This is a genomic window from Mycobacterium sp. B14F4 (assembly GCF_039871645.1).
GTDB lineage: Bacteria > Actinomycetota > Actinomycetes > Mycobacteriales > Mycobacteriaceae > Mycobacterium.
This window is the reverse complement of sequence record NZ_JBDPMF010000008.1, coordinates 189,807-216,423: the sequence shown is the minus strand read 5'-3', so window position 1 is coordinate 216,423 and position 26,617 is coordinate 189,807. Positions and strand designations below refer to the sequence as shown.

General features: G+C 67.4%; 25 protein-coding genes. 18 read left to right on the top strand and 7 right to left on the bottom strand.

Translation table 11 applies throughout. The features are described from left to right. Position 1: 1 nt before the first annotated feature. Both ABGB19_RS21445 and ABGB19_RS21440 read right to left on the bottom strand, forming a co-directional pair. Entirely contained in the window at positions 2-1,216 is a 1,215-nt protein-coding gene (locus tag ABGB19_RS21445; RefSeq protein ID WP_347687999.1) for an acyl-CoA dehydrogenase, read from the bottom strand. A 12-nt stretch (positions 1,217-1,228) separates the two neighbouring features. Then, a complete protein-coding gene (locus ABGB19_RS21440; protein WP_347687998.1) occupies positions 1,229-2,149 on the bottom strand; it encodes an enoyl-CoA hydratase in 921 nt (306 codons plus the stop codon). 240 nt (positions 2,150-2,389) lie between these two features. Between ABGB19_RS21440 and ABGB19_RS21435 the strand changes: the two genes are divergently transcribed. From ABGB19_RS21435 to ABGB19_RS21410, 6 genes are read left to right on the top strand one after another with little or no spacing between them, the layout of a single operon-like run. Beyond that, positions 2,390-3,499 carry an LLM class flavin-dependent oxidoreductase gene (locus tag ABGB19_RS21435; RefSeq protein ID WP_347687997.1) on the top strand — a complete coding sequence of 370 codons (1,110 nt, stop codon included), beginning with the start codon at positions 2,390-2,392 and terminating at the stop codon, positions 3,497-3,499. A gap of 28 nt (positions 3,500-3,527) precedes the next feature. Continuing rightward, positions 3,528-6,065, top strand: coding sequence for an FAD-binding oxidoreductase (locus tag ABGB19_RS21430; RefSeq protein ID WP_347687996.1), 2,538 nt, complete (start codon positions 3,528-3,530; stop codon positions 6,063-6,065). Positions 6,066-6,086: 21 nt separating this feature from the next. After that, on the top strand, positions 6,087-7,142 hold the full coding sequence (locus tag ABGB19_RS21425; RefSeq protein WP_347687995.1) for an alpha/beta hydrolase: 1,056 nt from the start codon (positions 6,087-6,089) through the stop codon (positions 7,140-7,142). A gap of 18 nt (positions 7,143-7,160) precedes the next feature. Further along, positions 7,161-7,679, top strand: a complete 519-nt coding sequence (locus ABGB19_RS21420; RefSeq protein WP_347687994.1) for a flavin reductase family protein — start codon at positions 7,161-7,163, stop codon at positions 7,677-7,679. Next, positions 7,676-8,758 (top strand): 3,4-dihydroxy-2-butanone-4-phosphate synthase, encoded by a 1,083-nt coding sequence (locus ABGB19_RS21415; RefSeq protein ID WP_347687993.1) that lies wholly within the window; start codon positions 7,676-7,678, stop codon positions 8,756-8,758. The genes ABGB19_RS21420 and ABGB19_RS21415 overlap by 4 nt, the downstream gene beginning before the upstream one ends. After that, positions 8,755-9,525 carry an SDR family oxidoreductase gene (locus ABGB19_RS21410; protein WP_347687992.1) on the top strand — a complete coding sequence of 257 codons (771 nt, stop codon included), beginning with the start codon at positions 8,755-8,757 and terminating at the stop codon, positions 9,523-9,525. The genes ABGB19_RS21415 and ABGB19_RS21410 overlap by 4 nt, the downstream gene beginning before the upstream one ends. Here the strand turns inward: ABGB19_RS21410 and ABGB19_RS21405 are convergent. The 3 genes from ABGB19_RS21405 to ABGB19_RS21395 all read right to left on the bottom strand — a co-directional run bounded on the left by ABGB19_RS21405 (position 9,517) and on the right by ABGB19_RS21395 (position 12,527). Then, entirely contained in the window at positions 9,517-10,752 is a 1,236-nt protein-coding gene (locus ABGB19_RS21405; protein ID WP_347688052.1) for a helix-turn-helix domain-containing protein, read from the bottom strand. The two genes, ABGB19_RS21410 and ABGB19_RS21405, sit on opposite strands and share 9 nt — an antisense overlap. 14 nt (positions 10,753-10,766) lie before the next feature. Continuing rightward, positions 10,767-11,159 (bottom strand): nuclear transport factor 2 family protein, encoded by a 393-nt coding sequence (locus tag ABGB19_RS21400; RefSeq protein WP_347687991.1) that lies wholly within the window; start codon positions 11,157-11,159, stop codon positions 10,767-10,769. 180 nt (positions 11,160-11,339) lie between these two features. After that, positions 11,340-12,527, bottom strand: a complete 1,188-nt coding sequence (locus ABGB19_RS21395) for a LuxR C-terminal-related transcriptional regulator (RefSeq protein ID WP_347687990.1) — start codon at positions 12,525-12,527, stop codon at positions 11,340-11,342. A gap of 124 nt (positions 12,528-12,651) precedes the next feature. On the opposite strand from ABGB19_RS21395, the gene ABGB19_RS21390 reads away from it, so the two are divergent. The 12 genes from ABGB19_RS21390 to ABGB19_RS21335 all read left to right on the top strand — a co-directional run bounded on the left by ABGB19_RS21390 (position 12,652) and on the right by ABGB19_RS21335 (position 24,987). After that, entirely contained in the window at positions 12,652-13,899 is a 1,248-nt protein-coding gene (locus ABGB19_RS21390; protein ID WP_347687989.1) for a cytochrome P450, read from the top strand. Next, on the top strand, positions 13,896-14,306 hold the full coding sequence (locus ABGB19_RS21385; RefSeq protein WP_347687988.1) for a nuclear transport factor 2 family protein: 411 nt from the start codon (positions 13,896-13,898) through the stop codon (positions 14,304-14,306). Before ABGB19_RS21390 ends, ABGB19_RS21385 begins: the two co-directional genes overlap by 4 nt. Positions 14,307-14,589: 283 nt before the next feature. Continuing rightward, positions 14,590-15,363: an ABC transporter permease gene (locus ABGB19_RS21380; protein WP_347688051.1), complete on the top strand. Its 774-nt coding sequence runs from the start codon at positions 14,590-14,592 to the stop codon at positions 15,361-15,363. A 54-nt stretch (positions 15,364-15,417) separates the two neighbouring features. Beyond that, positions 15,418-16,227, top strand: coding sequence for an ABC transporter permease (locus tag ABGB19_RS21375; RefSeq protein WP_347688050.1), 810 nt, complete (start codon positions 15,418-15,420; stop codon positions 16,225-16,227). Between the two features lie 4 nt (positions 16,228-16,231). After that, positions 16,232-17,599, top strand: coding sequence for an MCE family protein (locus ABGB19_RS21370; protein WP_347687987.1), 1,368 nt, complete (start codon positions 16,232-16,234; stop codon positions 17,597-17,599). 33 nt (positions 17,600-17,632) lie between these two features. Further along, complete coding sequence (locus ABGB19_RS21365) at positions 17,633-18,658, top strand: virulence factor Mce family protein (RefSeq protein WP_347687986.1); 1,026 nt, start codon at positions 17,633-17,635, stop codon at positions 18,656-18,658. Next, a complete protein-coding gene (locus ABGB19_RS21360) occupies positions 18,655-19,908 on the top strand; it encodes an MCE family protein (protein WP_347688049.1) in 1,254 nt (417 codons plus the stop codon). Before ABGB19_RS21365 ends, ABGB19_RS21360 begins: the two co-directional genes overlap by 4 nt. Next, positions 19,905-21,197, top strand: a complete 1,293-nt coding sequence (locus tag ABGB19_RS21355) for a virulence factor Mce family protein (RefSeq protein WP_347687985.1) — start codon at positions 19,905-19,907, stop codon at positions 21,195-21,197. The genes ABGB19_RS21360 and ABGB19_RS21355 overlap by 4 nt, the downstream gene beginning before the upstream one ends. After that, positions 21,194-22,351, top strand: a complete 1,158-nt coding sequence (locus ABGB19_RS21350; protein ID WP_347687984.1) for a virulence factor Mce family protein — start codon at positions 21,194-21,196, stop codon at positions 22,349-22,351. Before ABGB19_RS21355 ends, ABGB19_RS21350 begins: the two co-directional genes overlap by 4 nt. A 1-nt stretch (position 22,352) precedes the next feature. After that, entirely contained in the window at positions 22,353-23,837 is a 1,485-nt protein-coding gene (locus ABGB19_RS21345; RefSeq protein ID WP_347687983.1) for an MlaD family protein, read from the top strand. A gap of 120 nt (positions 23,838-23,957) precedes the next feature. Beyond that, on the top strand, positions 23,958-24,287 hold the full coding sequence (locus tag ABGB19_RS21340; RefSeq protein WP_347687982.1) for a hypothetical protein: 330 nt from the start codon (positions 23,958-23,960) through the stop codon (positions 24,285-24,287). Next, positions 24,226-24,987: a hypothetical protein gene (locus ABGB19_RS21335; protein WP_347687981.1), complete on the top strand. Its 762-nt coding sequence runs from the start codon at positions 24,226-24,228 to the stop codon at positions 24,985-24,987. The genes ABGB19_RS21340 and ABGB19_RS21335 overlap by 62 nt, the downstream gene beginning before the upstream one ends. A 6-nt stretch (positions 24,988-24,993) precedes the next feature. On the opposite strand, the gene rfbC is transcribed toward ABGB19_RS21335, so the two are convergent. Then, positions 24,994-25,602: a dTDP-4-dehydrorhamnose 3,5-epimerase gene (gene rfbC, locus ABGB19_RS21330; RefSeq protein ID WP_347687980.1), complete on the bottom strand. Its 609-nt coding sequence runs from the start codon at positions 25,600-25,602 to the stop codon at positions 24,994-24,996. Continuing rightward, a complete protein-coding gene (gene rfbB, locus ABGB19_RS21325) occupies positions 25,599-26,594 on the bottom strand; it encodes a dTDP-glucose 4,6-dehydratase (protein ID WP_347687979.1) in 996 nt (331 codons plus the stop codon). Before rfbB ends, rfbC begins: the two co-directional genes overlap by 4 nt. Between the last annotated feature and the right edge of the window lie 23 nt (positions 26,595-26,617).

Sequence of the window (26,617 nt, the reverse complement as noted above, 5' to 3'; positions counted from 1 at the left end):
GTCAGCGCGGCTCCTTCGGAAGTCCCAACAGCTGCTCTCCGATCACGTTGCGCTGGATCTGCGAGCTGCCGGCATAGATCGTGGCGGCCCGCGCGTAGAGCAGTTCGTCCATCCAACAGCCCACCGAGTTCGGCGTACCCGCCACCGGGACCAGCAGTGCCGCACCGTTTCCCGGGCCGTGAGGACTCAGCGCGTCCAGTCCGAGAATCTCCACGGCCAGTTCGGTGTAGCGGCGGAAGTATTCGCTCCAGATCACCTTGTTGATCGCGGCGTCCGCCCCGGGACGCTGTCCGTTCAGCAGCGCGGTCAGCCCGCGGTAGCCCTGATAGCGCAGGATCTGCACGCGCGAGTAGCACCACGCCAGCGCGTCGCGGATGAGGGGATCGGCGTGCCGCCCCCTCTGCCGGGCGAGCACCCGCAACCGGTCCAGGTCGCGGCCGAACTCCGCTGCGGCGGTAGTGATCTGCGACCCGCGTTCGAAGCCGAGCAGCGTCATCGCCGCGGACCACCCGCCGCCGACCCCGCCGAGCACGTCGGCGGCTCGCGCGCGGGCGTCGGTGAAGAAGACCTCGGAGAACGACGCGTGCCCGGCGGCGTTGACGATCGGACGGACCTCGACGCCGGGCTGGTCGATCGGCACCAGCAGCATCGACAGGCCCTTGTGCTTGGGCCGGGCCGGATCCGTGCGGGCCAACACGAAGATCCAGTTCGCCGTCGGGCCTGCCGACGTCCAGATCTTCTGCCCGTTGATCACCCACTCGTCGCCGTCGAGCACGGCCCTGGTTCGCACCGATGCCAGGTCCGAGCCGGCGTCGGGTTCGGAGAACCCCTGGCACCAGCGGTCCTCGCCGGACAGTATCCGGGGCAGGAAGCGCCGCTTCTGTTCCTCCGAGCCGAGCGCGATCATCGTGTTGCCGAGCAGATCGATTCCGAGAGAGTCGTTCTCGGCCCGTTCGGGGGCACCGACGCGGGCGAACTCCTCGGCGAGGACCACCTGCTCGATCGCCGACAGGCCACCGCCGCCGTACTCCTCGGGCCAGGAGACGGCGACCAGTCTGCGATCGGCGAGGACCTTGCGCCACCGCTGCCCCATCTCCGCACGCTCCTCGGGCGAAAGGGCGCCGGCGCCGGGCCAGTCACTCGGCAGGTGTTCGGACAGGAACGCCCGGACCTGGTCGCGGAACACCTGCGCTTCGGGTGGGTAGTCGACGTCCACGTGGCGCCTTACTCAGGGGCGCTGCTTGGTCGCGGGCAGGATCTCGGGAGTCACGCGCCAATCCTCGAGCCCGTACTCGACGGTTCCGATGCCCAACGGGTCGCCGGTCACCTGGGCCCAGTGGGCGTGATTGAGCTGGTGCAGTGAGAAGCACGCGTCGAGCGCGGTGGCGAAGCCCATGGCGTCGACGGTCTGATTCACCGACTCCTTGATCAGCAGCGCGGTCAGCGTGGGCAGCTTGGCGATCCGGCGCGCGAAATCGAGTGTGCACTGCGAGAGTTCGTCGCCGGGGAAGACCTTGCTGACCATGCCCAGGGCGTGGGCGTCGTCGGCGGGGAGCGCGTCGCCGGTGAGCAGCAGCTCCTTGGCCTTGCGTGGGCCGAACTCCCACGGATGACCGAAGTACTCCACCCCGCACATCCCGAGCCGGGTGCCGACGACGTCGGCGAAGATCGTGTCGTCGGCGGCGACGATGAGGTCACAACACCACGCCAGCATCAGCCCGGCCGACAGGACCATGCCGTGTACCTCGGCGACGGTGATCTTGCGCAGGCTCCGCCAGCGTTTGGTGTTCTGGAAGAAGTAGTGCCACTCCTGGCGATGCCGTGTCTCGACGCCGCCGATCGTTCCGCCGTTGCACTGATAGGTGGGGTGCTGTCCGGGACCGGGTGACCGTTCGCGCACGTCGTCGGCGGAACCGAGATCGTGGCCCGCGGAGAAGGACGGTCCCGCGCCGCGCAGGATGACGACCCGCACCGCATCGTCCTCTTCTGCGAGTTCGAACGCCGCCCCGAGCTCGACAAGCATCCCGCGGTTCTGCGCGTTGCGCTGTTTCGGGCGATCGAGCGTGATCACGGCGAGGCGGCCGTCATCGAGCAGTTCGTAGTCGATGTAGTCGAAATGCTGCACGAAGTGCTCCCTTCCAATCGGCACCCCCGCTGCGTGGGATGCCGCTGATTCAGCAGGCTACGCGGACGGAAGCCAAAATGTCCATAGGCGATACGCCTCACGAAGAAGTTGTGAGGACGTAAAGCAGCAAGATATTCCCTACTTGCGCTCAATGAAGTATCTTGCTAGTACTGTGTTGTACATCGCAGGGCAGGATTCCAAACCCAGCTCGGGCCGCTCGGCCCCTGCGGTGCGCGCGAGTGACCACGACTGAGAGGGTGGAACATGGAACTGGGACTTTTCCTGATGCCGGCGCACCCGCCGGAGCGCAGCCTGTACGACGCAACCCAATGGGACCTCGAGGTGATTGCGCTCGCCGACGAGCTGGGTTATGTCGAGGCCTGGGTGGGCGAGCACTTCACCGTGGCATGGGAACCGATCTGTGCGCCCGATCTGCTGCTGGCACAAGCGCTCCAGCGGACGAAGTCGATCAAGCTTGCCCCCGGCGCGCATCTGCTGCCCTACCACCATCCGGTGGAACTTGCGCACCGGGTGGCCTACTTCGACCACCTCGCGCAGGGGCGTTTCATGCTCGGTGTCGGCGCCAGCGGCATACCCGGCGACTGGGCGCTGTTCGATGTGGACGGGCAGAACGGTGAGCACCGTGAGATGACGCGCGAGGCTCTCGAGATCATGCTGCGGGTCTGGACCGAGGACGAGCCATGGGAACATCGGGGAAAGTACTGGAACGCCAACGGCATTGCGCCGATGTTCGAGGGCTTGATGGCCCGCCACATCAAGCCGTTCCAAACGCCCCACCCGCCCATCGGCGTCACCGGCTTCTCCGCCGGATCGGAGACCCTCAAGCTCGCAGGCGAGCGCGGCTACCTCCCGATGAGCCTGGACCTCAACACCGAATACGTCGCGTCACACTGGGATGCGGTGCTCGAAGGCGCCGCCCGCAGTGGGCGCACTCCCGACCGTCGCGACTGGCGGCTCGTGCGTGAGGTGGTCGTCGCCGAGACCGACGAACAGGCCTTCCGCTACGCCGTCGACGGCATGATCGGACGCTTCATGCGTGAGTACGTCCTGCCGACGTTCCGGATGTTCGGCATGACGAAGTACTACAAGCACAACCCATCGGTGCCCGATGAGGACGTCACACCCGAATACCTCGCCGAGAACACCTTCGTGGTCGGGTCGGTGGATACGGTGGTGGACAAGCTGGAGGCCACCTACGACCAGGTCGGCGGCTTCGGGCACCTGCTGATCCTCGGCTGTGACTACAGCGACAACCCCGGTCCGTGGAAGGAGTCCATGCGGCTGCTCGCCGAGGAGGTCATGCCCAGGCTCAACGCGCGGCTGGCGAAGAAACCGGCGATCGCGACCGTCTGATCGTCGGCGCCGAACCGAAGGGGCACCCATGGAGGGTCTTCAGATCACCGTCCGGTATTCGGACGGCACGCAGCAGACGATGCCGATCGGACCGGACCAATCGATCCTCGAGGCGGCGGAGGAACACGGCGTCGCGATCGTCAACGAGTGCCAGAGCGGAATCTGCGGTACATGCGTCGCCTCCTGCGCCTCCGGTGATTACGACATGGGGCGCACCGAGGGCCTGTCCGAGGTCGAGCGGGACGCCCGAAAAATACTGACATGCCAGACCTTCGCCACGTCGGACTGCCTGATCGACCTGCAGTATCCGGCTGACGACAACGCCGCGCGCTTGGTCACCGGCCACGGCGTGGTGGCCGGCGTGGATCTGGTGTCATCGACCACCGCGATCCTGCGGGTCGACGTTTCGGGCATGGGCGACGCCCTCGCCTTCCGGGCAGGGCAATTCGCGCAGTTGCAGGTGCCCGGCACCGACGTGTGGCGCAACTACTCCTACGCGCATCCCGACGATGGCCGGGATGAACTGGAGTTCATCGTCCGGCTGCTGCCGCACGGTGTGATGTCGGATTATCTGCGCGACCGCGCGACACCGGGCGACCGCATCGCGCTGCGGGGCAGCAAGGGCGGCTTCTACCTGCGTCCCCTGGTGCGACCGGTGGTCATGGTGGCCGGTGGTACCGGGTTGTCGGCGATCCTGGCGATGGCCCAGAGCCTGGACGCCGAGGTGGCACAGCCGGTCCACGTGCTCTACGGCGTGACCGACGTCGAGGACCTCTGCAAGCTCGACGAGCTCAAGGCGCTGGCAGGACGTCTCGCCAATTTGCAGGTGCACGTCACCGTCGCGCACGGCGGTGAGCACTGGGACGGGTCCGTCGGACTGGTGACCGACCTGCTGGACGACGACATGCTGGGCGGCGGCGACGCCGACGTCTATCTGTGCGGTCCGGCCGCCATGGTGGAGGCCACCCGGAAGTGGCTGGAGACGAGGGGGTTTCACCGCGCCGGGCTGTATTACGAGAAGTTCGTGCCGAGCGGGGCGGTGCGGCGCCGCCCCCCGCCACGCCTGGACCACGCGAAGCTCGATCTGGCGGACGTGCGCCGTCGCGGCCGCGGGACGGCGGTGATCGTCGGCGGCAGCATCGCGGGAATCGCCGCGGCCAAGGTGTGCAGCGAAATCTTCGAGCGGGTCATCGTCCTGGAGAAGGACGACCCGCACCGGCGCCGCGAAGGCCGGCCCGGCGCCGCACAGGGCTGGCACCTGCACCATCTGCTCACCGCGGGACGCATCGAGTTGGAGCGCATCTTCCCCGGCATCATCGACGACATGGTGCGTGAGGGTGCCTTCGACGTCGACATGGCCGCCGAGTACCGCATCCGGCTCGGCGGTGCCTGGAAGAAGCCGGGAACGGGCGACATCCAGATCGTCTGTGCCGGAAGGCCACTGCTCGAATGGTGTGTGAGACGCCGGCTGGACGACGAGCCGCGCATCAGCTTCCGCTACGAATCGGAGGTCGCCGACCTCGTCTACGACCGGCACGCCAATTCCGTTGTCGGGGTCGCAGTGGAACGCGACGGCGAACTGGAGGTCGTGCCCGCCGAGTTCGTCGTGGACGCCTCGGGCAAGAACACCAGGATTCCGGAGTTTCTGCAGCGCAATGGAATCGGGGCACCGGAGGTCGAACAGGACATCATCAACTGCTTCTACTCCACGATGCAGCACAAGGTGCCACCCGAACGGCAGTGGCGCGACAAGGTGATGATGATCTGCTACGCCTACCGGCCGTACGAGGACACTTACGCCGCGCAGTACTACACGGACAGCTCACGCACCATCCTGTCCACCTCGCTGGTGGCCTACAACTGCTATTCCCCTCCACGCACCGCGCAGGAGTTTCGGGCCTTCGCCGATCTGATGCCGTCACCGGTGGTCGGGGAGAATATCGACGGGCTGGAACCGGCCTCGCCGATCTACAACTTCCGCTACCCCAACATGCTTCGGCTGCGCTACGAGAAGAAGCGCAATCTCCCGCGCGCGCTGATTGCGGTCGGCGATGCCTACACCAGCGCCGATCCGGTCTCCGGACTGGGTATGACCTTGGCGCTCAAAGAAGTTCGAGAACTGCAGATCCTGCTGCAGAAGCTTGGTCCAGGACACGCCGAGCTCCCGCACCGCTACTATCGGAAGATCAGCCGGTTGGCCGACACGGCCTGGTTCGTGATCCGCGAGCAGAACCTGCGTTTCGATTGGCTCAAGGATGTCGACAAGAAGCGCCCGTTCTACTTTCGCGCGCTGACCTGGTACATGGACCGCGTCCTGGAGTTGGTTCATGACGACCCGCAGGCCTATGGCGAGTTCCTTGCGGTCGTCCATCTGGTCAAGCCGCCATCGGCGCTGATGCGACCGAACGTGGCCGCGCGGGTGATCGGCAAGTGGGCGCGGACCAGATTGTCCGGGCAGAAGACGCTCATCGCCCGCAATTACGAGAACCGTGAGGTGCCGTCTCCCGACCACTTCGTTCCACCCGAGGAAAGCACTGTCGGACTGGCCGGCACCCGGACGCACTGACAACCAGGAAAGAGGCTGGAGATGCCGCAGATTCATCGGATGCTCAACTGCCGGGGCACCCGGATCCACGCCGTGGAAGATGGCGAGGGACCCTTGGTGGTGTTGGTGCACGGCTTCCCGGAGTCGTGGTACTCGTGGCGCCATCAGATTCCAGCGCTGGCCGCCGCGGGGTACCGCGTCGTCGCCATCGACCAGCGCGGCTACGGGCGCTCGTCGAAGTACCGCGTGCAGTCGGCGTACCGCATCAAGGAACTGGCCGGTGACGTGCTCGCCGTCATCGAGGCATATGGCGAGAAGAGCGCGGTGGTCGTGGGCCATGACTGGGGCGCCCCCGTGGCCTGGACGTTCGCGTGGCTGCATCCGGAAAGGTGCGCGGGCGTGGTCGGCATCAGTGTCCCCTTCGCCGGCCGGGGCGTGATCGCACTGCCGGGCAGCCCGTTCGGTGAGCGCCGGCCCAATGACTACCACCTCGAGATCGCCGGTGAGGGCAAGGTGTGGTACCAGGACTACTTCGCCGCGCAGGACGGCATCATCGCCGAGATAGAGGAAGATCTGCGGGGCTGGCTGCTGGGCCTGACGTACACGGTCTCCGGCGAGGGCATGATCGCGGCTACGAAGGCGGCCGAGGCCGCCGGTGTCGATCTGGCCTCCATGGACCCGATCGACGTGATCCGCGCCGGTCCGCTGTGCATGGCGCAGGGCGCACGACTCAAGGACGCGTTCGTTTGTCCCGAGACGATGCCGGACTGGTTCACCGAGGACGACCTCGATTTCTACACAGGCGAATTCGAGCGCGGAGGCTTCGGTGGACCGCTGAGCTTCTATCACAACATCGACAACGACTGGCAGGATCTGGAGGGTCAGGCCGGCCGGCCGCTCACGCCGCCGGCACTGTTCATCGGCGGACAGTACGACGTCGGCACGACGTGGGGCGCCGAGGCCATCGAGCGCGCGGGCGAAGTGATGCCGAACTATCGCGGCACCCACATGGTGGCCGACGTCGGGCACTGGATTCAGCAGGAGGAGCCGAAGGAAACCAACCGGCTGGTGCTCGACTTCCTGCGGACGTTGGGTTAGCCGGCGGGTTACGACGATATGGAGCAGGTGACCGCACTGCACGCCGACGGCGCCGAGTTGCGCCGCGTGTACGGCTGTTTTCCCTCCGGGGTGACCGCGGTGTGTGCGGTCATCGACGGTGTGCCGGTGGGGATGGCCGCCAGTTCGTTCACCGGAGTCTCGGTCGATCCCCCGTTGGTGTCGGTCTGTGTCCAGAACAGTTCCACGACGTGGCCGAAGCTGCGGCGTCGTCACCGACTCGGCCTGAGCGTGCTGGCCGAGGACCACGACGAGGTCTGCCTGAGCCTGTCGCGCAAGGTCGGCGACCGCTTCGCCGGGGTGCACTGGCTCGAACAGCCCAGTGGAAGCATCTTCGTCCACGGCGCCAGCGCCTGGCTGGATTGCCGCCTGCACACCGAGGTTCCGGCAGGGGACCACACCATCGTTCTGCTGGAGATCTGTGCGGTGGGCGCCGACCCGGATATCCCGCCACTCGTCTTCCACGGCAGTCGATTCCGTCGGCTCGCCGCCAACCCGGCTGCGAAGGGGCAGACATGAAGACAACCGATGTACGGGTCCGGCGCGCGATCACCGCCGTGGCGGTGGGCCGGCCGGTGGTACTCATCGACGACACCGCGCGCGACGCCGACGGGCATCTGGTCTTCGCCGCGGACGGCGCCACCCCGGCGTTGCTGGCGTTCACCATTCGGCACACCTCCGGCTACGTCCGTGTCGCGTTGTCGGGCACAGACTGCGAACGACTCGATCTTCCGCCGATGTGCCACACCGAAAACGGCGCGTTCGGCACCGCCGCCAACCGGGTTTCCGTCGACTGCCTCGGGTCCGGCACCGGGATCTCGGCGACCGATCGCGCGGCAACGATCGCGGCGCTCGCGTCGGCCGATTCCACCGCTTCGGATTTCCTGCGTCCCGGCCACGTGGTCCCCGTGCAGGCTCGAGCCGACGGAGTGCTGGACAGGAGTGCACCGGTCGAAGCCGCGCTCGACCTGGCCCGGCTGGCGGGGCGTCGCCCGGCGGCTGCGCTGTGCGAGATCGTGTCCCGCGACCGGCCCACCGCGATGGCCCGCCGCGGCGAGTTGGTCGAGTTCGCCGTCACGCACGGGCTGCCCGTCGTTTCGATCGGCGAACTGGTCACGTACCGGCGCAGGACCGAGCCTCAGGTCGTTCGGCTGGCGGAGACGCTGCTGCCCACCAGGTTCGGCGACTCCCGCGTGATCGGCTTCCGTGACGTGCACCCGGCCGGCGCCGGCGGTGAGCACCTGGCCGTGATCGTCGGTGCGGTCGGTGCCGGTGTGCCCGTCCCCCTACACGTCCACGTCGAGTGCCTCACCGGGGATGTGTTCGGCTCGACGGCATGCCGCTGCCGACGGGAACTCGACACCGCGCTGACCGGAATGGCCACCCAGGGCGGCGGCGTCATCGTCTACCTGCGGCCAGCCGGATCGGCGCGAGCCTGTGGGCTGTCCGAAGGCGACGCCGCGGCAGTGAATCCCACGTCGGTGGCATGGATCCTGCATGATCTCGGTGTCTATACACTCCGGCTCTCCGAGGACTCGCCGGGAGTGGGCCTGGTGATGTTCGGGGCGATCCGCGAACGTGAAGGAGGTGCGGCGTGAGCCATCCCGACCTGGCCGGCAAGGCCGCGATCGTGACCGGGGCGGGAGCCGGTATCGGGCTGGCGGTCGCGGAGCGGCTCGCGACCGAGGGCTGCCGTGTGCTCTGCGCCGACATCGACGGCGACGCGGCCGACGTCGCGGCGGCGAAGGTCGGCAGCGGCGCCGTCGCTCATGCGGTCGATGTGAGCGACGAGGAACAGGTGATCGGAATGGTCGACGCCTGCGCCGCTGCGTTCGGTGGCGTCGACAAGCTCGTCGCCAACGCGGGCGTGGTGCACTTCGCACCGCTCACCGACACCACCGTCGAGGACTTCGACCGGGTCCTGCGGATCAACCTGCGTGGCGCATGGCTGTGCACCAAGCACGCGGCGCCCAAGATGATCGAGCGGGGCGGCGGCGCGATCGTCAACATGGCTTCACTGGCAGGGCAGGTCGCCGCAGGCGGCACGGTCGCATACGGGCTGTCGAAGGCCGGGATCATCCATCTCAGCCGCATCACCGCCGCCGAATTGCGCTCGGGCAACGTGCGTTCCAACGCGGTGCTGCCCGCCTTCGTCGACACCGCGATGCAGCAGACCGCGATGACGACGTTCGACGAGGCGCTCGGCGAGGGCGGTGCGCGCACGATGATCGATCGTCTGCAGGGGCGGATGGCCGGACCCGACGAGATCGCCGGCGTCGTCGCCTTCCTGCTGTCGGACGACGCCTCGATGGTCAACGGCACCGCTCAGCTTGCCGACGGCGGGACCATGTCCGCGCTATGGTGAGCCCCGGCTGGTCAGGATCGACAGCGCGATAGCGGTGATCTCGTCCGCGACTCCGTCGCGGCGGGTGAGATGCCATGTGCGCGCGGCATCGTCGATGAAGCTGATCGCCGCCGCAACGAGCAGTCGCGCTTCGGCGACCGTGGTCTCGGGCACCAGCTTTCGCACCAGGTCGATCCACACACCGTCGCGGTCCGCCTGGTTTCTGGCATAGCCGTCGCTCACCTCGCTCGACGCGTGGGACAGTTCGGTGATCGAAACCGACACGAGGTCAGGGTCGTCCAGGCTGATGCGGACCCGGCCCGTGACGAGCTCGCGCAGGCACTCAGAGTCCGACCCGTTCGCGCGCAACGCGCGGATGCACTCGAGGCTCCACCACTCGTCCAGGCGGCGGATGAGCGCGTCGAGAATGGCCTGCTTGGACGAGAACGTGCGGTACAGACCCGGGCCCGCGATCCCGGCGCCCTTTCCGATCTCGCTGGTGCTGACCGCGGGGTAGCCCTGCGCCCGGAACAGGCGCGCACCCGCGGCCAGCAGCGTTTCCTGGCGGGAAAACAGCGCGCGCTCTGCGCTTTTGGGCATCATCTCGAGTGGAGCCAGGTCACGGACCGGCGGTGTCCGTGCCGCCGCCATGCAGGCCCGATACAGGAGATGATTGAGCTGCTCGTTCGGCAGCGTCAGGTTGTGCCGCCCCAGGCTGGTGATGGTGCTCGACACCGCCCAGGCGCGCAGCTCGGAGTGCGGAGGGCTCAGTTCCGGCATGTCCAGCCGGACGCTGTCTTGGATGCCCGCGACGATCGCGTTGATGCGGCGCCGTACCTCCGCCCGCTCAACCGGGTCGAGGTAGCGGGCCTCGCGCTGCCACAGCACCGTCAACGAGCGGGATGCGACGGCGGCGGTGATCAGGTCCGGCAGATCGGCGCTCAACGGCCGAGCTGTCGGCGCGGTGTGACCGACGGTCAACTGCCGGGCGCTCTGGTACTGCTCCTGGCCGGCGCGAATGGCCGCAGCGAGCAGCGCCTGCTTGTTCTCGTAGTGGCGGTACAACGCCCGCGCGGTGACTCCGGCCGCGTCGGCGATGTCCTCCAGCTTGACCGAGTGGAATCCGCGGTCGATGAAGAGCGAAACGGCTTGCTCCAGGATCTGCTTCTTGCGGTCCTTCGGCCTGCGCTTGACGGTGGGTACGGCACGGTCGGCCGCGGGCGGTGCGGCGGCCGGGTTACCGGCCACACCGGTCGCCCTGCTCACAGCGTGAACCCGCTCTGGCGCTCGAAGTCCGCCAGATCGAAATAGTCGCTGAAGCGGGTGATCTTGCCATTGTTCACGACGAACACGCCGGTGACGGGGAGCACCACCTTGCGACCGTCGGTCATGGTGAAGTAGTCGACGCGCTCTGCGATCACCAGCCCCGGCTGGGCGGCCAGGGTGACGACATCGAGCTTCGCCTCGGAGAACGCATCGAGGAACGCCCGAAAAATCGCGCGGATGCCTGCGATTCCCTCGATCGGCTCGACCGGTACGTTGTGGTAGACGGCATCGTCGGCGAACGCACCGCAGATGGTTTCGAGATCGCCGCCTTCCCAGGAGCCGAGAAAGTCGCGGACGAGCTTCTCGCTGGCCTGCCTGGTGTCGGTCATGCGAGTGCCTCCTCGGGTATCACGACTCGGGGGCGCCCACCACCACCTCGTGCGTTACGCCAATCAGTACTATCAAGATACATCGTTTGACACAAGCGGTAATTTTCTTCGTATTTCAGCGTCCCGTGCTCGCAGATGAGCGTATCGGCGATGGACATCGGGGGCGCCCGACGGTGACCGTCAGCCGAGTTCGGGAATGCTCGCCAGCCGAACGTAGGCGGAAGCGGCCTCGGCGCGGTTCGTCGCGTGCAGTTTGCGCAGCACGCGTTTGACGTGGGACTTCACCGTGCCGGCAGATATCACCAGTTCGTCGGCGATCTGCTGGTTGGTGCGGCCGGCCGCCATCAGCCGGAGGACCTCGACCTCGCGCCGGGTCAGCATCGCCATGACTCGGGTCTGCACCTCGGCCAACGACTGTGCGGCGGGGCTGCGTTCGATCGGCTCGATCTTGCGCAGGTCCAGATCCGCATCCTGCAGTGCACGGGCCGCCTCGTCGGCGGACGCCAGCGCATTGCGGACCTCCGCGTGCTGGCGGCGCATCCTCTCCAGCAGGACCGTCCGCTCGTAGGCGTATCCGAAACCCTCGGCGAACGCCCACACGGTGTCGCGGTCGATCTCGTCGACCAACCGGCCCGAATAGAGCCGGTCGGCGTGCAGGAATCCGATCACCTTTCCCGTCGGCATCACCGGCGCCGCCACGTAGGAGTGCGTCAGCGAGAAGTCGACGATCGGGCGGTTGACCCGCGGGTCATTGCGCGCGTCGCGCACGATCGCCGGTGCGTGACGGCGGATCATCTGCGTCTCGAGCAGCATGTGGTCGAGCGGCGGCGCAACCGACTGCGCGAAGGCGACCATCTTCGCCGCACCCTCGCGGTCCGCACCGAAATACGCTGACTCCATGACCATTCGGCCTTCGTGCACCCGGAAAAGTACCGCCCGGTCGAAACCGCACGATTCCACCAGCTCGCGCGGTGCCCGATCGACGATCGTCGCGACGTCGTCGACGACCCGCAGCTTGCTCAGGCCCTCTTGCACCTGAAGGAGCGCGAAGGTGCGCCGCCTCGCACCGTCCTCGAGCAATTCGCGTTCCAGCGATGACAGGTCCAGCACCGCGTCGAGCGCGTTGAGTGCGTGCTCGTCACCGAGCGCTTCCAACGCCTTGCGCACGGTGGTGGCCTTCGCGTCGACGGCTTCGGCCACCACCGCCATGGGGTCGTCGGTGGGGTCCACCCCCTCATCGGAAAGCGCCTCCCGGTAGCGGCGCGCGGCCTCGGTCTCCCTGGCCGGACGAGATGCCCAGCCGGGGTGGCCTTCGTCGTCCAACGCGCCGAAGGACGGGGCATCGGGCACACCGCCGGCAACAGTCACATTCTCACTGTTCTCCCAGTGGTGGCGGATTGGGGCCGGAATCCCGAATTCCTCTCCTACGGGAGGGGGAGTCCTCCCCAATGGGGGATCGTTTTGCGGCGGTGGCTGGTAGAGGCTTCTGGCCATGTCATCCACCACCGTGCCGAAGACCACGTCAGCCCTCGATCGTCTGACCACGCCGCAGGGCATCGCGAACCCGTATCCGCTGTACGACCAACTTCGCGAATTCTCACCGGTCGCCGGGTACCGGGACTGGCCGCCGGGGACCGTTCCCGGTGCGGACGAACCGGTCACCGCGTGGGCGCTGTTCCGCTACGACCAGATCTTCCGGGCCGCCAGGGACAGCGCGACCTTCTCGTCGCGCGATCCCCTGCAAGAGGCTTCGTCGGCGCCAAGCCTGATGCTGGTCAACACCGACCCGCCCAAGCACGAAGTGGAACGAAAGCTGGTGAGCCAGGCGTTTTCTCCGCGTCGTGTCAAGCGACTCGAGGGCTGGTTGAACGGACTGATCCCGCGCCTGCTCGACGGCCTCGGCGACGGTGACGTGGAGGTGATGGGGTTCGCGGCCGAGATTCCGACGAGGGCCATGGTGCGCCTGCTGGGCCTGCCCGACGGCGACCACGTGCGCTTCAGGCGGTGGGCCAACGCGTTCATGCTGTCGTCGTCGCTGACCCCGCAAGAGCGCATCGCGAGCAACGAGGAGATGGTGGCGACGTTCGCCACCCGGCTGGCCGAGCACACCGCCCACCTGGCGGAGCGGTCCCCGGACGACGACGTCGACGATGCGGAGGATCTCATCTCGGCACTGTTGCGCGCCGAGGTCGACGGGCAGCGGCTCACCCCGGAGGAGATCGTGCGATTCTGTGTCACGCTGGTGGTCGCCGGTAGTGAGACAACGACGTTCTTGATCGGCAATCTGCTACATGCGTTGGCGCGCGAACCCGAGATCACTGCGCGGATTCGTGCCGACCGAACGCTGCTGAATGTCTTCATCGAAGAGACGATGCGACTCGACGGCCCGCCGCAGCGGCTGTTCAGGATCGCCACCCGAGATGTCGAGGTCGGCGGGAAGATTATCCGCGAAGGCGACTGGGTGGCGTTGTTCTTCGGCTCGGCCAACCGCGACCCGGCGGTGTTCGCAAGTCCCGACCGGTTGGACATCGACCGGCCCAACCTTCGTCAGCAACTCTCGCTGGGTCACGGCCTCCATTTCTGTCTGGGCGCCTCGCTGGCCCGGTTGGAGGTCACGGCCATGCTCAACGCCGTGCTCGATCGCTATCAGTCGATCGGCCTGACCGACGACCCGGGTACCAAGCAGACTGCCAGCCTGCTGACCCATGCCTATGTCCGTCTGCCCCTGCATCTTTCGTGAGCACCACGAACGAGTCGCGTAACATCGAGGCGACGAAGGCCATCTACGCCGCGGTGCCTGCGGGCGATCTCGACATCGCGCTCGAGTACCTCGATCCCGACGTACGCATCACGTACTACGGCACGGACGAGATTCCCTACGCGGGCGACTACCGGGGCATCGAGGAAGCGACGGCGTTCTTCACCACGGTCGGTCAGACGATCGAGATCGCCGAGATGGAGCCGTGGAAGTTCATCGCCGACGGCGATGACCTCGCCACCTGGGGCAGGCAGCGGTTCCGCCGACTCGCCACCGGCCACGAATGGGAGTCGGAGTTCGCCCACATCATCACGCTGCGAAACGGTCGCTGGCTGCACTTCCGGGACTTCATGAACTCCGCTCTGACCCTGCGGGCGTTCACCCGATGAGGGTTCCGTCGGGAGGGCCTCAGGCACCGCCGGAATGACCGGCCGACGAGCGCCCAACTGCGCTCATTGGCGTATCAAGAAAATACATCACCAATCAAGAATTGTTCATAGCATGGCTGTTCGCACATTCTTGACCTCTGATCAAGAGTATCCGCTATGGACATATTGGCCGTGAGCCGCGTACGCTCGCGGATGTCACTCGTCCACTTCGACCTGTCCGGAGGGCCCCCGTGAGCAACTCCACCCGACGGCAGAGCTTCGATGTCATGCGGTGCGCAGCGCCATGGTGATCGACGCTTCGGTGATGGCGAAGCCGGTCCGCGCGGTCGGTGGCTTCTTCGCCATGGCCATGGACACCTTCGTGATGATGTTCCGGCCGCCGTTCGCGTTGCGGGAGTATCTCTTTCAGTGCTGGTTCGTGGCGCGGGTGTCGACGCTTCCTGGACTGCTGATGACGATCCCGTGGGCGGTGATCTCAGGGTTTCTCTTCAACGTCCTGTTGTCCGACATCGGTGCCGCCGACTTCTCCGGCACCGGTGCCGCGATCTTCACTGTGACCCAAAGCGGTCCGATCGTGACGGTGCTGGTGGTCGCGGGTGCCGGTGCCACCGCCATGTGTGCCGATCTGGGCGCGCGAACCATTCGGGAAGAACTCGATGCGCTGCGGGTGATGGGTATCGACCCCATCGCGGCCCTCGTCGTGCCCCGCGTGCTGGCGGCCACGACGGTGTCGCTGGCGCTGAACTCGGTGCTCATCGTGACGGGTCTGGTCGGCGCGTTCGTCTGCTCGGTGTATCTCATGGACGTCTCCGCGGGCGCCTGGGTGGCGGGTCTGACCACGCTGACCCACCTGGCCGACGTCGTCATCTCGATGATCAAGGCAACGCTTTTCGGGCTGGCGGCGGGGCTGATCGCCTGTTATCAGGGCATGTCGGTGGGCGGGGGTCCGGCCGGCGTGGGCCGGGCGGTGAACGAAACGGTCGTGTTCGCATTCATCGTCCTGTTCCTGACCAACATCATCGTCACCGCCGTCGGCGTTCCGTTCATGGTGTCGTGAGGTGATCTCATGACGCTGAGTGTCCCGAGCACGCTCCATCCGCGGTTGCGGCGAATGACGAACACCGCGGTGGGCGGATGGCACCGACTCGGAGCGCAGACCCGGTTCTATGCCACCACGCTGGCCGGAATCCCGGACGCCGCAATCAATTACCGCGGCGAACTGCTGCGGGTGATCGCGCAGATGGGCATGGGTGCCGGGGCCCTCGCGGTGATCGGCGGAACGGTGGTGATCGTGGCGTTCTTGACCATCACGACCGGGGCGATCGTGGCGGTGCAGGGCTACAACCAGTTGGAGTCGGTCGGGGTGGAGGCCCTGACCGGGTTCGTGTCGGCCTTCTTCAACACCCGGGAGATCCAGCCGGGAACGGTGATGGTTGCGCTGGCGGCCACCATCGGCGCCGGCAGCACCGCTCAGCTTGGGGCGATGCGGATCAGTGAGGAGATCGACGCGCTCGAGGCCATCGGCATTCGCAGCGTCAGCTATCTGGCGTCGACCCGGGTGCTGGCCGGCGTCATCGTGGCGGTGCCCTTGTTCTGCGTCGGGCTGATGACGGCGTTCTGGGCCGCTCGCATCGGCACCACTGCCGTCTACGGGCAGGGATCCGGTGTCTACGACCACTACTTCTACACGTACCTGAGCCCCACCGACGTGTTGTGGTCGATGGGCGAAGTCGCCGCGGTGGCTCTGATGATCATGCTGATGTGCACCTACTACGGCTATACGGCGAGCGGCGGGCCGGCCGGCGTGGGAGAAGCGGTGGGCCGCGCCGTGCGCGCGTCGATGGTCGTCGCGTCGTTGTTGATCGTGGTGATGACGCTCGCCATCTACGGACAGTCCGGCGACTTCCAGTTGGCGGCTTAGTGAAATGAACCGCAGGGCTGGGACATACCGCATCTCCACCGGATGGTGGGCGTTCATCCTGCTTTCGGCGATCGCGGTGTTCTTGCTCGGATCCGCCGCGGCCTTCACGGGCACCTTCCGGTCGTACGTCCCGGTGACGCTGACCTCGGATCGAGCGGGCCTGGTGATGGAGACCGACGCAGACGTGATGCTGCGCGGGGTGAAGGTCGGCCGGGTCAGCCGGCTCAGCGGCGACGAGCACAGGACAAGCCTGCAGCTGGAGATCGACCCCGACCAGACCCCCTACATTCCGGCCAACGTCGAGGCCCACATCAGTGCCACCACCGCGTTCGGCTCGAAATTCGTTGAGCTGGTGTATCCGCCGGATCCCAGCGCCGCGCGACTTGCCGCCGGCGCGGTACTGCGTTCGGAGAGTGTCAGCACCGAGATCAACACCGTGTTCGAGAACGTCGTCGAGCTGCTCAAGATGGTCGACCCGCTGAAGCTGAACGCGGTGCTGACCGCGGTGGCCGACGGCGTGCGCGGGCAGGGTGACCGAATGGGTCAATCGATCACCGACCTCAACGAAGTGTTGTTGGCGCTCAACGCCCGCAGCGCAACCATGAAAGAGAACTGGAAGTCGTTGACCGGCTTCACCGACACCTACGATGCCGTCGCCGGCGACATCGTGAGAATCCTGGATGCCGTCAGCACGACAAGCACCACCGTCACCGAGCACGCGAGCGCACTGGACACGTTGCTGTTGAACGTCATCGGCTTCACAAAGGCGGGCACCGACCTGCTTGCCACGAGCAAGGACGATCTGGTCGAAACCGTCAACACCCTCGAGCCGACCACCAACCTGCTGCTCACACACAACCCGGTGTACACCTGCTTTCTGCAGGGAACGACGTGGTATCTCGAGAACGGCGGCTACGCGGCATGGGGCGGTGACGGCCGCACCCTGCAGCTCGATGTCGCACTGCTGTTGGGAAACGATCCCTACGCCTATCCGAATCACCTGCCTGTCGTCGCGGCCAAGGGGGGACCCGGTGGGCGGCCCGGCTGCGGATCGCTGCCGGATGCCACGAGGAACTTTCCGGTCCGTGCGCTCGTCACCGATACCGGTTGGGGCACCGGCGTCGACATCCGCCCCAACCCCGGCATCGGGCATCCCTGCTGGGCCAACTACCTGCCGGTGACCCGCGCGGTGCCGGAACCACCCAGCATTCGTCAGTGCATTCCGGGACCGGCGATCGGGCCGGTCCCGTACCCCGGGGCACCGCCGTACGGCGCGCCCTTGTACGGGCCGGGCGGGGCACCGCTGTGGCCGGGAGTGCCTGCGAATCCTACTGCGCAGCAGACGAATACCGGCACGACGCCGCCGTCGTGACCGTCAACGAACCTTGGAGGCAGGAGAGGAACCGTGGCTGACCTCAGAGGCGTCATCTGGCGTCTGGCCATCTGGCTGATCGTCTGCTCGTTCGTCGCGTTCCTGCTGCTGATCACGTTCGGGCAGTTCCGTTTCGATGCGGGCAACACCTATTACGCCGATTTCACCAACGCGTCGAATCTGCGAAAGGGCACGATCGTTCGGATCGCCGGGGTGGAGGTCGGCAAGGTCGGGGACATCTCCATCAACCCGGATGCGACTGTGCGGGTAAGTTTTTCGGCGGACCATTCGGTGGTGCTCACCGAGGGTTCTCGGGCAGTGATCCGGTACGACAACCTGTTCGGCGACCGCTACCTCGCGCTGGAGGAGGGGACCGGCGGGATCAAGACGCTGCCGCCCGGACAGACCATCCCGCTGACCCGCACGGAACCCGCGCTTGACCTGGACGCGGTGATCGGCGGCTTCAAGCCGCTGTTCCGGGCGCTCGACCCCGAACAGGTCAACACCCTGAGTGTGCAGCTGATCGAGGCCCTCGACGGACAGGGACCGGCCATCGGCTCATTCCTCAACCAGGCCGCGGTGGTGACCAACACGCTGGCCGACCGCGATCTGCTCATCGGGCAGGTCATCGACAATCTCAACGTCGTGCTGGGATCACTTGGCGGACAGAGTGACCGGTTGGACACGGCGGTCGCGTCGCTATCCGAGCTCGTCCACCGGCTGGCGGAACGCAGGACCGACGTCTCCAACGCGGTGGCCTACACCGACGCCGCGGCAGGCTCGCTCGCCGACCTGTTGGCGCAATCGCGGGCCCCGTTTCAGAAGGTGGTTCACGAGACCGACCGCGTGACCGAGATCGCCATGGCGGACCACGAGTACCTCGACAACCTGCTCAACACCTTGCCCGACAAGTACCGGGCGCTGGTCCGGCAGGGGATGTACGGCGACTACTTCAGCTTCTACCTGTGCGATGTCGTGCTCAAACTCAACGGGAAAGGGGGACAGCCGGTGTATGTCAAGGTGGCCGGTCAGAGCACGGGGCGGTGCGCGCCCAAGTGAAGTCGTTCTCGGAGCGCAGCCCGATACTCATCGGCGGCATCGGCGTCGTGACCGTGTCCGCGGTTGTGTTGGCGGCGTTGCAGTACCAGAAGCTGCCCATCCTCAACCCAGGTCAGGTGCACTCGGCCTATTTCGCCGACGCCGGTGGGCTGAACACCGGTGCCGCCGTCGAAGTGTCCGGGTATCCGGTGGGCAGCGTCATGAGTATCGCCTTGGAGGACAACGGGGTTCTCGTCACGTTCAAGATCGGCGACGACGTCCGCCTGGGGACCCGCACCGAGGCCGCGATCAGGACCAAGAGCCTGCTGGGCGCCAAGATCGTCGACGTGACGCCGCGGGGAGACGGCAGGCTCGCCGGCGCCATCACCCTCGATCGGACGGTTTCGCCGTACCAGTTACCCGACGCGCTGGGCGACTTGGCGACCACGATCGGCGGTCTGCACACCGACCAGCTGTCGACCTCGTTGGCCACCTTGGCGCAGACGTTCTCCGACACGCCGTCGGATCTCAAGGATGCGGTTGCGGGGGTGTCGCGGCTCGCTCAGACGCTCGACTCCCGCGACGCCCAGCTGCGCAGCCTGCTCGAGAACGCGGCCGCCGCGACGGGAGTATTGGCCAACCGCACCGACCAGATCGTGGGCCTGGTGCGCGACACCAATGTGCTGCTGGCGCAACTGCGGACACAGAGCGCGGCGGTGGACCGGATATGGGCGAACATCTCGGCCGTGTCACGGCAGCTGCAGGCGTTCATCGACGAGAACCGCCAGCAGCTGCGCCCCGCGCTGGACAAGCTCAACGGGGTGCTCGCGATCGTCGACAACCGCAAAGAGCGGCTGGCCCAGGCCATCAAACTGATCAACACCTATGTCATGTCGCTCGGCGAGTCGATTTCCTCCGGGCCGTTCTTCAAGGCGTATGTGGCCAACCTGTTCCCCGGTCAGTTCGTCCAACCGTTCGTCGACGCCGCGTTCTCCGACCTCGGGTTGGATCCGGCGACGCTGCTGCCCTCGCAGTTGACCGATCCTCAGACCGGGCAGCCGGCGACCCCGGCGCTGCCGATGCCGTACCCTCGGACCGGCCAGGGGGGCGAGCCGAGATTGACTCTGCCCGAGGCGATCACCGGCAAACCCGGTGACCCGCGCTATCCGTACCGCCAACCGCCGCCGCCCCCACCCCCCGGCGGCCCGCCGCCGGGGCCGCCGGCACCCGGAGAGGCGCCGCACGCCCCGCAGCCGCGAGCCCTGCCATGACGCGGCAGCTGAGGCACGCCCGCGCGGTCTTGGCGACGGCACTGGCCCTGATGCTCGGCGCCGGCCTGTTCCTAGCGGTGCGCTTGCCCGCGCAGAGCGCCCGCACGACAGTGGTTGCCTACTTCGAGAACAGCACCGGGTTGTTCGCCGGCGACCATGTGCGGATCCGAGGTGTGTCGGTCGGCAAGGTCGAGAAGATCGAACCGCAGCCCGAGCGGGCCAAGATCACATTCTGGATCGACGGCAAGTACAAGGTTCCTGCCGATGCCATGGCCGTGATCCTGTCGCCGCAACTGGTGACGGCACGGGCGATCCAGCTGACGCCGCCCTACAGCGGGGGCCCGACAATGGCGAGCGGCGCGGTCATCGGCCTCGACCGCACCGCGGTGCCGGTCGAATGGGACGACCTACGGGCTCAACTCGAGCGGTTGACCGAACTGCTCAAACCCGATCAGCCGGGGGGTGTCAGCACGCTCGGAGCGCTGATCAACACCGCCGCAGACAATCTGCGCGGGCAGGGACCCAGCATCCGCGACGCGATCACCACACTGTCGCGGACGGTGTCGACCCTCGCCGAGCAGAGCGACGACGTCTTCGCCACGATCAAAAACCTCTCGACGCTGGTGTCCGCGCTGCGCGACAGCGCCGATCTGCTCGAAGCGCTCAACCACAACCTCGCGGCCGTGACTTCGCTGCTGGCGGATGATCCCGACAAGGTCGGCCGGGCGGTCGAGGACCTCAACGCGGTGGTGTCCGACGTCGGTGACTTCGCCGCCGAGCACACGGAGGCGATCGGCACCGCATCGGACGCGGCGACGTCGATCACCAGCACGCTGGTCGACAGCATCGACGACATCAAGCAGACGCTGCACATCGCACCGACGGTCCTGCAGAACTTCAACAACATCTACGAGCCCGCCAACGGTTCACTGACCGGTGCGCTGGCCATCAACAACTTCGCCGACCCGATCTCCTTCCTCTGCGGGGCAATTCAGTCCGCCTCCCGCCTGGGGGGGGAGCAATCGGCGAAGTTGTGCGTGCAGTACCTGGCGCCCATCGTGAAGAACCGCCAGTACAACTTCCCGCCGTTGGGGGAGAACCTCTTCGTGGGCACGCAGGCGCGGCCGAACGAGGTCACCTACAGCGAGGACTGGATGCGGCCCGACCACGTCCCCGCGGCTCCCGATACGGCGTCGGCCGCGGAGTCGCCGGTGCCCGCCGCGACGGTCGCCACCGACCCCGCCGACGGTCTGCCCGGGATGATGGTGCCGCACGGCGGTGGCTCATGACATGGCGGCGCCGACTCCGCTCGGCGGCCTGCCTGCTCACGGTCCTGATCGTGGTTGCCACCCCCGGCTGCGGTTGGCGGGGGCCGAATTCGTTGCCCCTGCCGGGGGTGCAGGGCAAGGGTCCGAACTCGTTCGAGATCCAGGCGCAATTGCCGGACGTCAACAACGTCCAGCCGAATTCACGGGTCCGTGTCGCAGATGTCACCGTCGGGCATGTCGCGAAAATCGAACGCCAAGGCTGGCATGCGCTGCTGACCATGCGGCTCAACGGCGACGTCAACCTGCCCGCGAACGCCACCGCCAAGATCGGCACCACCAGCCTGCTCGGTTCATTGCACATCGAACTCGCGCCGCCGAAAGACGAACCCCCGCAGGGCAAGCTGGGAGAGGGCTCACTCATTCCGCTGTCGCGCGGCGGTGCGTACCCGAGCACCGAGCAGACGCTGGCGGCGTTATCGATGGTGCTCAACGGCGGCGGACTGGGCCAGGTGCAGGACATCACCGAGGCGTTGTCGACCGCGTTTCGGGGCCGTGAGCAAGACGCGCGCAGCCTGATCGAGCAGCTGCGCGAGTTCACCACCCACCTGAACGACCAGACCGGCGACATCATCGCCGCCACCGACAGCCTGAACCGCCTCGTCGGGCGATTCGCTGCGCAGCAGCCGGTGCTGGACAGGGCGCTGGCCACCGTTCCGGATGCGCTCGCGGTGCTCAACTCCGAACGGGACAACCTGGTGGAGGCGGCCGGCCATCTCGCCAACTTCAGCGCGCTCACCGTCGACACGGTCAACCAGACGAAGGGCAACCTGGTCAAGGAATTGAGGGATGTCGGACCCGTGCTCGAATCGCTGGCCAACGCCGGCCCCAGCCTCACGCGCTCCCTCAGCCTGTTGGCGACCTTCCCCTTTCCGAATGAGACCTTCGAGAACTTCCAGCGCGGCGACTACGCCAATCTGACCGCCATCGTCGACCTCACGCTCAGCCGGATCGACCAGAGCTTCTTCACCGGGACCCGTTGGGAGTGCAACCTGACCGAACTGGAGCTGCAGTGGGGCCGCACCATCGGCCAGTTCCCCAGCCCCTGCATGGCGGGCGGCCCCAACCGCCTCGGGAACCCGCTCGCCATCCCCTACCGATGGGATCAGGGGCCCTAGCATGCACCTGAACCGACGGATAAGACTCCAGCTGGCCATTCTCGCGGTGGTCGCAATCGCCGCGGTCGCCTTGATGACGCTGCACTTCATGAGGTTGCCCGCGACGATGTTCGGCGTCGGCCGGTACACGGTGACGCTGGAACTGCCGAGATCCGGAGGACTCTACGAAACCGGCAACGTCACGTATCGGGGCACCAAAGTCGGTGGGGTGCAATCGGTCCGCCTGACCGATACCGGCGTCGAAGCGGTGCTGTCGCTGACGTCGGGCATCGACATACCGTCGGACCTCGTCGCGGAAGTCCACAGCCAATCGGCGGTCGGCGAATCCTACGTCCTGCTGCTGCCCCGAGACGGCACCGCGCCGCCACTGAAGAACGGCGACGTGATCGCCCTGGCCGACACGTCCGTGCCGCCCGACATCAACGCTCTGCTCGCGACCGCGAACGCCGGGCTGCAGGCGATACCCCGCGACAACCTCAAGACGGTGATCGACGAGTCGTACACCGCGGTGGGCGGACTCGGCCCCGAACTCTCGCGCGTGGTCAAAGGGGCGTCCACCCTGGCCATCGACGCCCGCAAGAACCTGGACTCGTTGACAACGCTGATCGATCAAGCCCAGCCCGTGCTGGACTCGCAGACCGACAGCGCCGACGCGATCCGGGCGTGGGCGGCGCAGCTGGCCGCCGTGACCGCCGAGGTGCGCGACCACGACAAGGCGGTGGCCGGTGTGATCGACACCGGCGGCCCGGCGGCCGCACAGGGGCGCCAACTGGTCGAGCGGTTGGCGCCCACGCTGCCGATCCTGCTTGCCAACCTCGTCACCGTCGGGCAGGTCGCGCTCGCCTACCAGAACGACATCGAACAACTGCTGGTGGTTTTTCCCCAGGCCATCGCCGCCGAACAAGCCGGCATCCTCGGCAATCTGAACACCAGGCAGGACTACAAGGGCCAGTACCTGAGCTTCAACCTGAACCTCAACCTGCCCCCGCCGTGCACCACCGGCTTCCTGCCGGCCCAGCAGCAGCGAATCGCCTCGTTGGAGGACTACCCCGAGCGGCCGGCCGGTGACCTGTACTGCCGGGTGCCGCAGGATTCGCCGTTCAATGTGCGTGGGGCACGCAACATTCCGTGCGAGACCGTGCCCGGCAAGCGGGCGCCCACGGTGGCATTGTGCGAAAGCGACGAACACTACGTGCCGCTCAACGACGGGTTCAATTGGAAGGGCGACCCCAACGCCACGTTGTCGGGGCAGGCGGTTCCTCATCTCCCGCCGGGATCTGCGCCCCCGGACGCCGGGCCGCCCCCCGCGGGCGTGTCGGCAGCGGCACCGGAGCCCGGTGCGCCGCCGCTGGCGGTCGCGGCATACGACCCCGCCACCGGTTCCTACCTCGGCCCCGACGGCCGTCGGTACACCCGGTCGGATCTGGCGCAGGGGGCGCCGCAGGACAAGACCTGGCAGGCGATGCTGCTGCCTCCGGCCGGCTGACCGTCAGGGGTATCTCGATTGCCGCATCGGCCGGATTGGGGTAGCGCTCTACCCCAGTCTCACGGTGGCGCGCCCCTGACACTGAGCCACATCGTTCACCGAACAGGAATGGGGCAGCACATGCGATACCCGAAAATCACAGTGGCGGTGGCCGCCGCGGGGGCAGGGGTCATCTGTCTCGCTCCAGCCGCGGCCGCCGACGACACAGCGCCGGAACCCCGGTCAGGGGCTTCGACCATCACCGTCGGCCCGAAGGCGCCGGTGCCGGGGCGGATGAGCGTCGAGATCATTCCGTGCGTCCGCGTCGGCCTGCCGCGACAGCTCACCGTCGAGATCATTCCGTGCGTCCGCGTGGGCGCGGGCTCGGTCCGCGTGGTGCCGGGTGTCAGTGCGGACGCAACTCCGCCCGACCCGGTCCGCGCCGGCGACGGGTCGGTCGCTGTCGGCTGACCTGGCGTCGGCGTTCGCCGCCGCCGCCGCCGTCCTGGACGACGCGCCGGACGCCGATGCGGAGCGGGCGCGTCAGGCCGCGCACGCGATGACCGTCGCGCTGACTGCGGCCCCGGGCGCCGAGCCCGCCAGCGTGGTCGACGAGTCCGGCATCGACCGCGAGGCGCTGGCCGACGCGCTCAGCCATGCGGCCGATTACATCGTCGACCTCGGCCCGTTGGCGGCGCTGGCCGGTCACCTCCACCCGGCCGGCTGGTGGTGGACCGAGCCCGTGCGGATCTTCGACGACGGGCTCCTCGACGCGCTGCGCGCCGAGGCCGCTCCGGGGGTGACCACCGAGGAGGCGCCAGTGCTTGCTGCGCTGTGCGCCTCCGACGTGGTGGCCGACGCGGCGGGCCGGGCCGCCGGGCGGGCCCTGGTTCCGGCGCTGGCGGCGGCCTACCAGTTCGACGAGGAGCTTCCGATCCACCTTGACCGCGAGCCGTTCTCGTTCGTGCTGCACGTCGTGCTCGAGCACCGCTGTCCCGGCGATTCCCAGCCTGCCCGGCTCCGGGTGCTCGGGCCCGCCGGTGAGCAGTGGCTGTCGCCCGGCGTGGGGGAGGGCCTCGTGCTGGCCGGGCGGGGCACCCTGCACTGCTGGGAACCGCTCGCCGACGGTGAGCACCGCACCATGATCGCCATCGGCCTCACGCCCGGCTGAGCGCCGTCAGCGCGTGCTGCGCAGCCCGTCGACGAACGCCCGGGTCTCCGCCCACGTAGGCAGCAGACCCGCGGCCCGTGCCTCCTCGAGGGTCGGCGCCTGCCGGTCGCGGTCGGAGAGGACCAGCGCGCTGTCGCTGACCGGCCAGTCGATGCCGAGCCCGGGGTCCAGCGGGCTTACGGTGTGCTCGCGCTGCGGGTCGTATCCCGCCGAGCACAGGTACATCACCGTCGAATCGTCTTCCAGCGCAAGGAAAGCGTGCCCGAGGCCCTCGGAGAGGTAGACCGTGCGACGGGTCCGGTCGTCGAGTTGGACGGCGTCCCACGTTCCGAATGTCGGTGAGCCGAACCGGATGTCGACGGCCACGTCGTAGACGGCGCCGCGCACGCACGTCACGTACTTCGCCTGGCTCGGCGGCACCTGGGCGAAGTGCAGACCGCGCAGCACGCCCGCCGACGACACCGAGCAGTTGGCCTGGCGAAGGTCGAGTCGGTGGCCGGCGAATTCACGGAACGCCGCGTCGGTGAACCATTCGAAGAACATGCCGCGCGCGTCACCGTGCAGCCGGGGGGTGATCTCCCAGGCGCCGGGGACGGCCAGTTCTCGGGCGTTCACTGGCCGCGCTTCCCGTAGGTGGCCTCGACCGCGTCTTTCAATGGCCCCCACCATGATTCGTTGGCGCGATACCAGTCGATGGTGTCGCGCAGGCCGTCCTCGAAGTCGGTGTGCGCCGGTCGCCAGCCCAGTTCGCCGTAGAGCGTCGACGGGTCGATCGCGTACCGCAGGTCGTGGCCGACGCGGTCGGTGACGTGGTCGAAGTCGTCGGGGTCGCGGTCCATCAGCCGCAGGATCGTGCGCAGCACGGACAGGTTGTCGCGTTCGCCCTGGGCGCCGATCAGATACGTGCGGCCGATCTGGCCGTCGGCGAGGATCCGCCACACCGCGCTGTTGTGGTCGTCGACGTGGATCCAGTCGCGCACGTTCGCGCCGGTGCCGTAGAGCTTGGGCCGCCTGCCGGTCAGCACGTTGGTGATCTGGCGGGGGATGAACTTCTCGACGTGTTGGTAGGGCCCATAGTTGTTGGAGCAGTTCGAGATCGTCGCGCGCACGCCGTAGGAGCGCACCCAGGCGCGCACCAGCATGTCGGCCGCGGCCTTGGTCGACGAGTACGGGCTCGACGGGTTGTAGGGCGTCGACTCGGTGAAGCGCGCGGCGCTGTCCAACTCGAGGTCGCCGTACACCTCGTCGGTCGACACGTGGTGCAGGCGGACACCGTGCTCGCGCACCGCCTCGAGGATCGTGAAGGTGCCGATGACGTTGGCGCGCAGGAACGGTTCGGGCTCGGCGAGTGCGTTGTCGACGTGGGTCTCGGCGGCGAAGTGCACGACGGCGTCGGCCTCGGCGACGAGCTTGGACACCAGGTGCGCGTCGGTGATGTCGCCCTGCACCAGGTGGATGTCGTCCTCGACGGGAGTCAGCGACTGACGGCTGCCTGCGTAGGTCATCGCGTCGAGAACCGTCACCTGATCGTCGGGGCGGTCGCGCACGCCGGCGTGCACGAAGTTGGCGCCGATGAAGCCTGCGCCGCCAGTGACCAGCAATCGCATCCCTAGACCCTAACCGGGCGGCG

What these genes read in the sequence shown, in the direction of transcription:
- ABGB19_RS21435 (WP_347687997.1), top strand. Translation starts at nt 2,390, where the DNA reads ATGGAACTGGGACTTTTCCTGATGCCGGCGCACCCGCCGGAGCGCAGC.
- ABGB19_RS21430 (WP_347687996.1), top strand. Translation starts at nt 3,528, where the DNA reads ATGGAGGGTCTTCAGATCACCGTCCGGTATTCGGACGGCACGCAGCAG.
- ABGB19_RS21425 (WP_347687995.1), top strand. Translation starts at nt 6,087, where the DNA reads ATGCCGCAGATTCATCGGATGCTCAACTGCCGGGGCACCCGGATCCAC.
- ABGB19_RS21420 (WP_347687994.1), top strand. Translation starts at nt 7,161, where the DNA reads ATGGAGCAGGTGACCGCACTGCACGCCGACGGCGCCGAGTTGCGCCGC.
- ABGB19_RS21415 (WP_347687993.1), top strand. Translation starts at nt 7,676, where the DNA reads ATGAAGACAACCGATGTACGGGTCCGGCGCGCGATCACCGCCGTGGCG.
- ABGB19_RS21400 (WP_347687991.1), bottom strand. Translation starts at nt 11,159, where the DNA reads ATGACCGACACCAGGCAGGCCAGCGAGAAGCTCGTCCGCGACTTTCTC.
- ABGB19_RS21390 (WP_347687989.1), top strand. Translation starts at nt 12,652, where the DNA reads ATGTCATCCACCACCGTGCCGAAGACCACGTCAGCCCTCGATCGTCTG.
- ABGB19_RS21380 (WP_347688051.1), top strand. Translation starts at nt 14,590, where the DNA reads ATGGTGATCGACGCTTCGGTGATGGCGAAGCCGGTCCGCGCGGTCGGT.
- ABGB19_RS21375 (WP_347688050.1), top strand. Translation starts at nt 15,418, where the DNA reads ATGACGAACACCGCGGTGGGCGGATGGCACCGACTCGGAGCGCAGACC.
- ABGB19_RS21370 (WP_347687987.1), top strand. Translation starts at nt 16,232, where the DNA reads ATGAACCGCAGGGCTGGGACATACCGCATCTCCACCGGATGGTGGGCG.
- ABGB19_RS21355 (WP_347687985.1), top strand. Translation starts at nt 19,905, where the DNA reads ATGACGCGGCAGCTGAGGCACGCCCGCGCGGTCTTGGCGACGGCACTG.
- ABGB19_RS21350 (WP_347687984.1), top strand. Translation starts at nt 21,194, where the DNA reads ATGACATGGCGGCGCCGACTCCGCTCGGCGGCCTGCCTGCTCACGGTC.
- ABGB19_RS21345 (WP_347687983.1), top strand. Translation starts at nt 22,353, where the DNA reads ATGCACCTGAACCGACGGATAAGACTCCAGCTGGCCATTCTCGCGGTG.
- ABGB19_RS21340 (WP_347687982.1), top strand. Translation starts at nt 23,958, where the DNA reads ATGCGATACCCGAAAATCACAGTGGCGGTGGCCGCCGCGGGGGCAGGG.
- rfbB (WP_347687979.1), bottom strand. Translation starts at nt 26,594, where the DNA reads ATGCGATTGCTGGTCACTGGCGGCGCAGGCTTCATCGGCGCCAACTTC.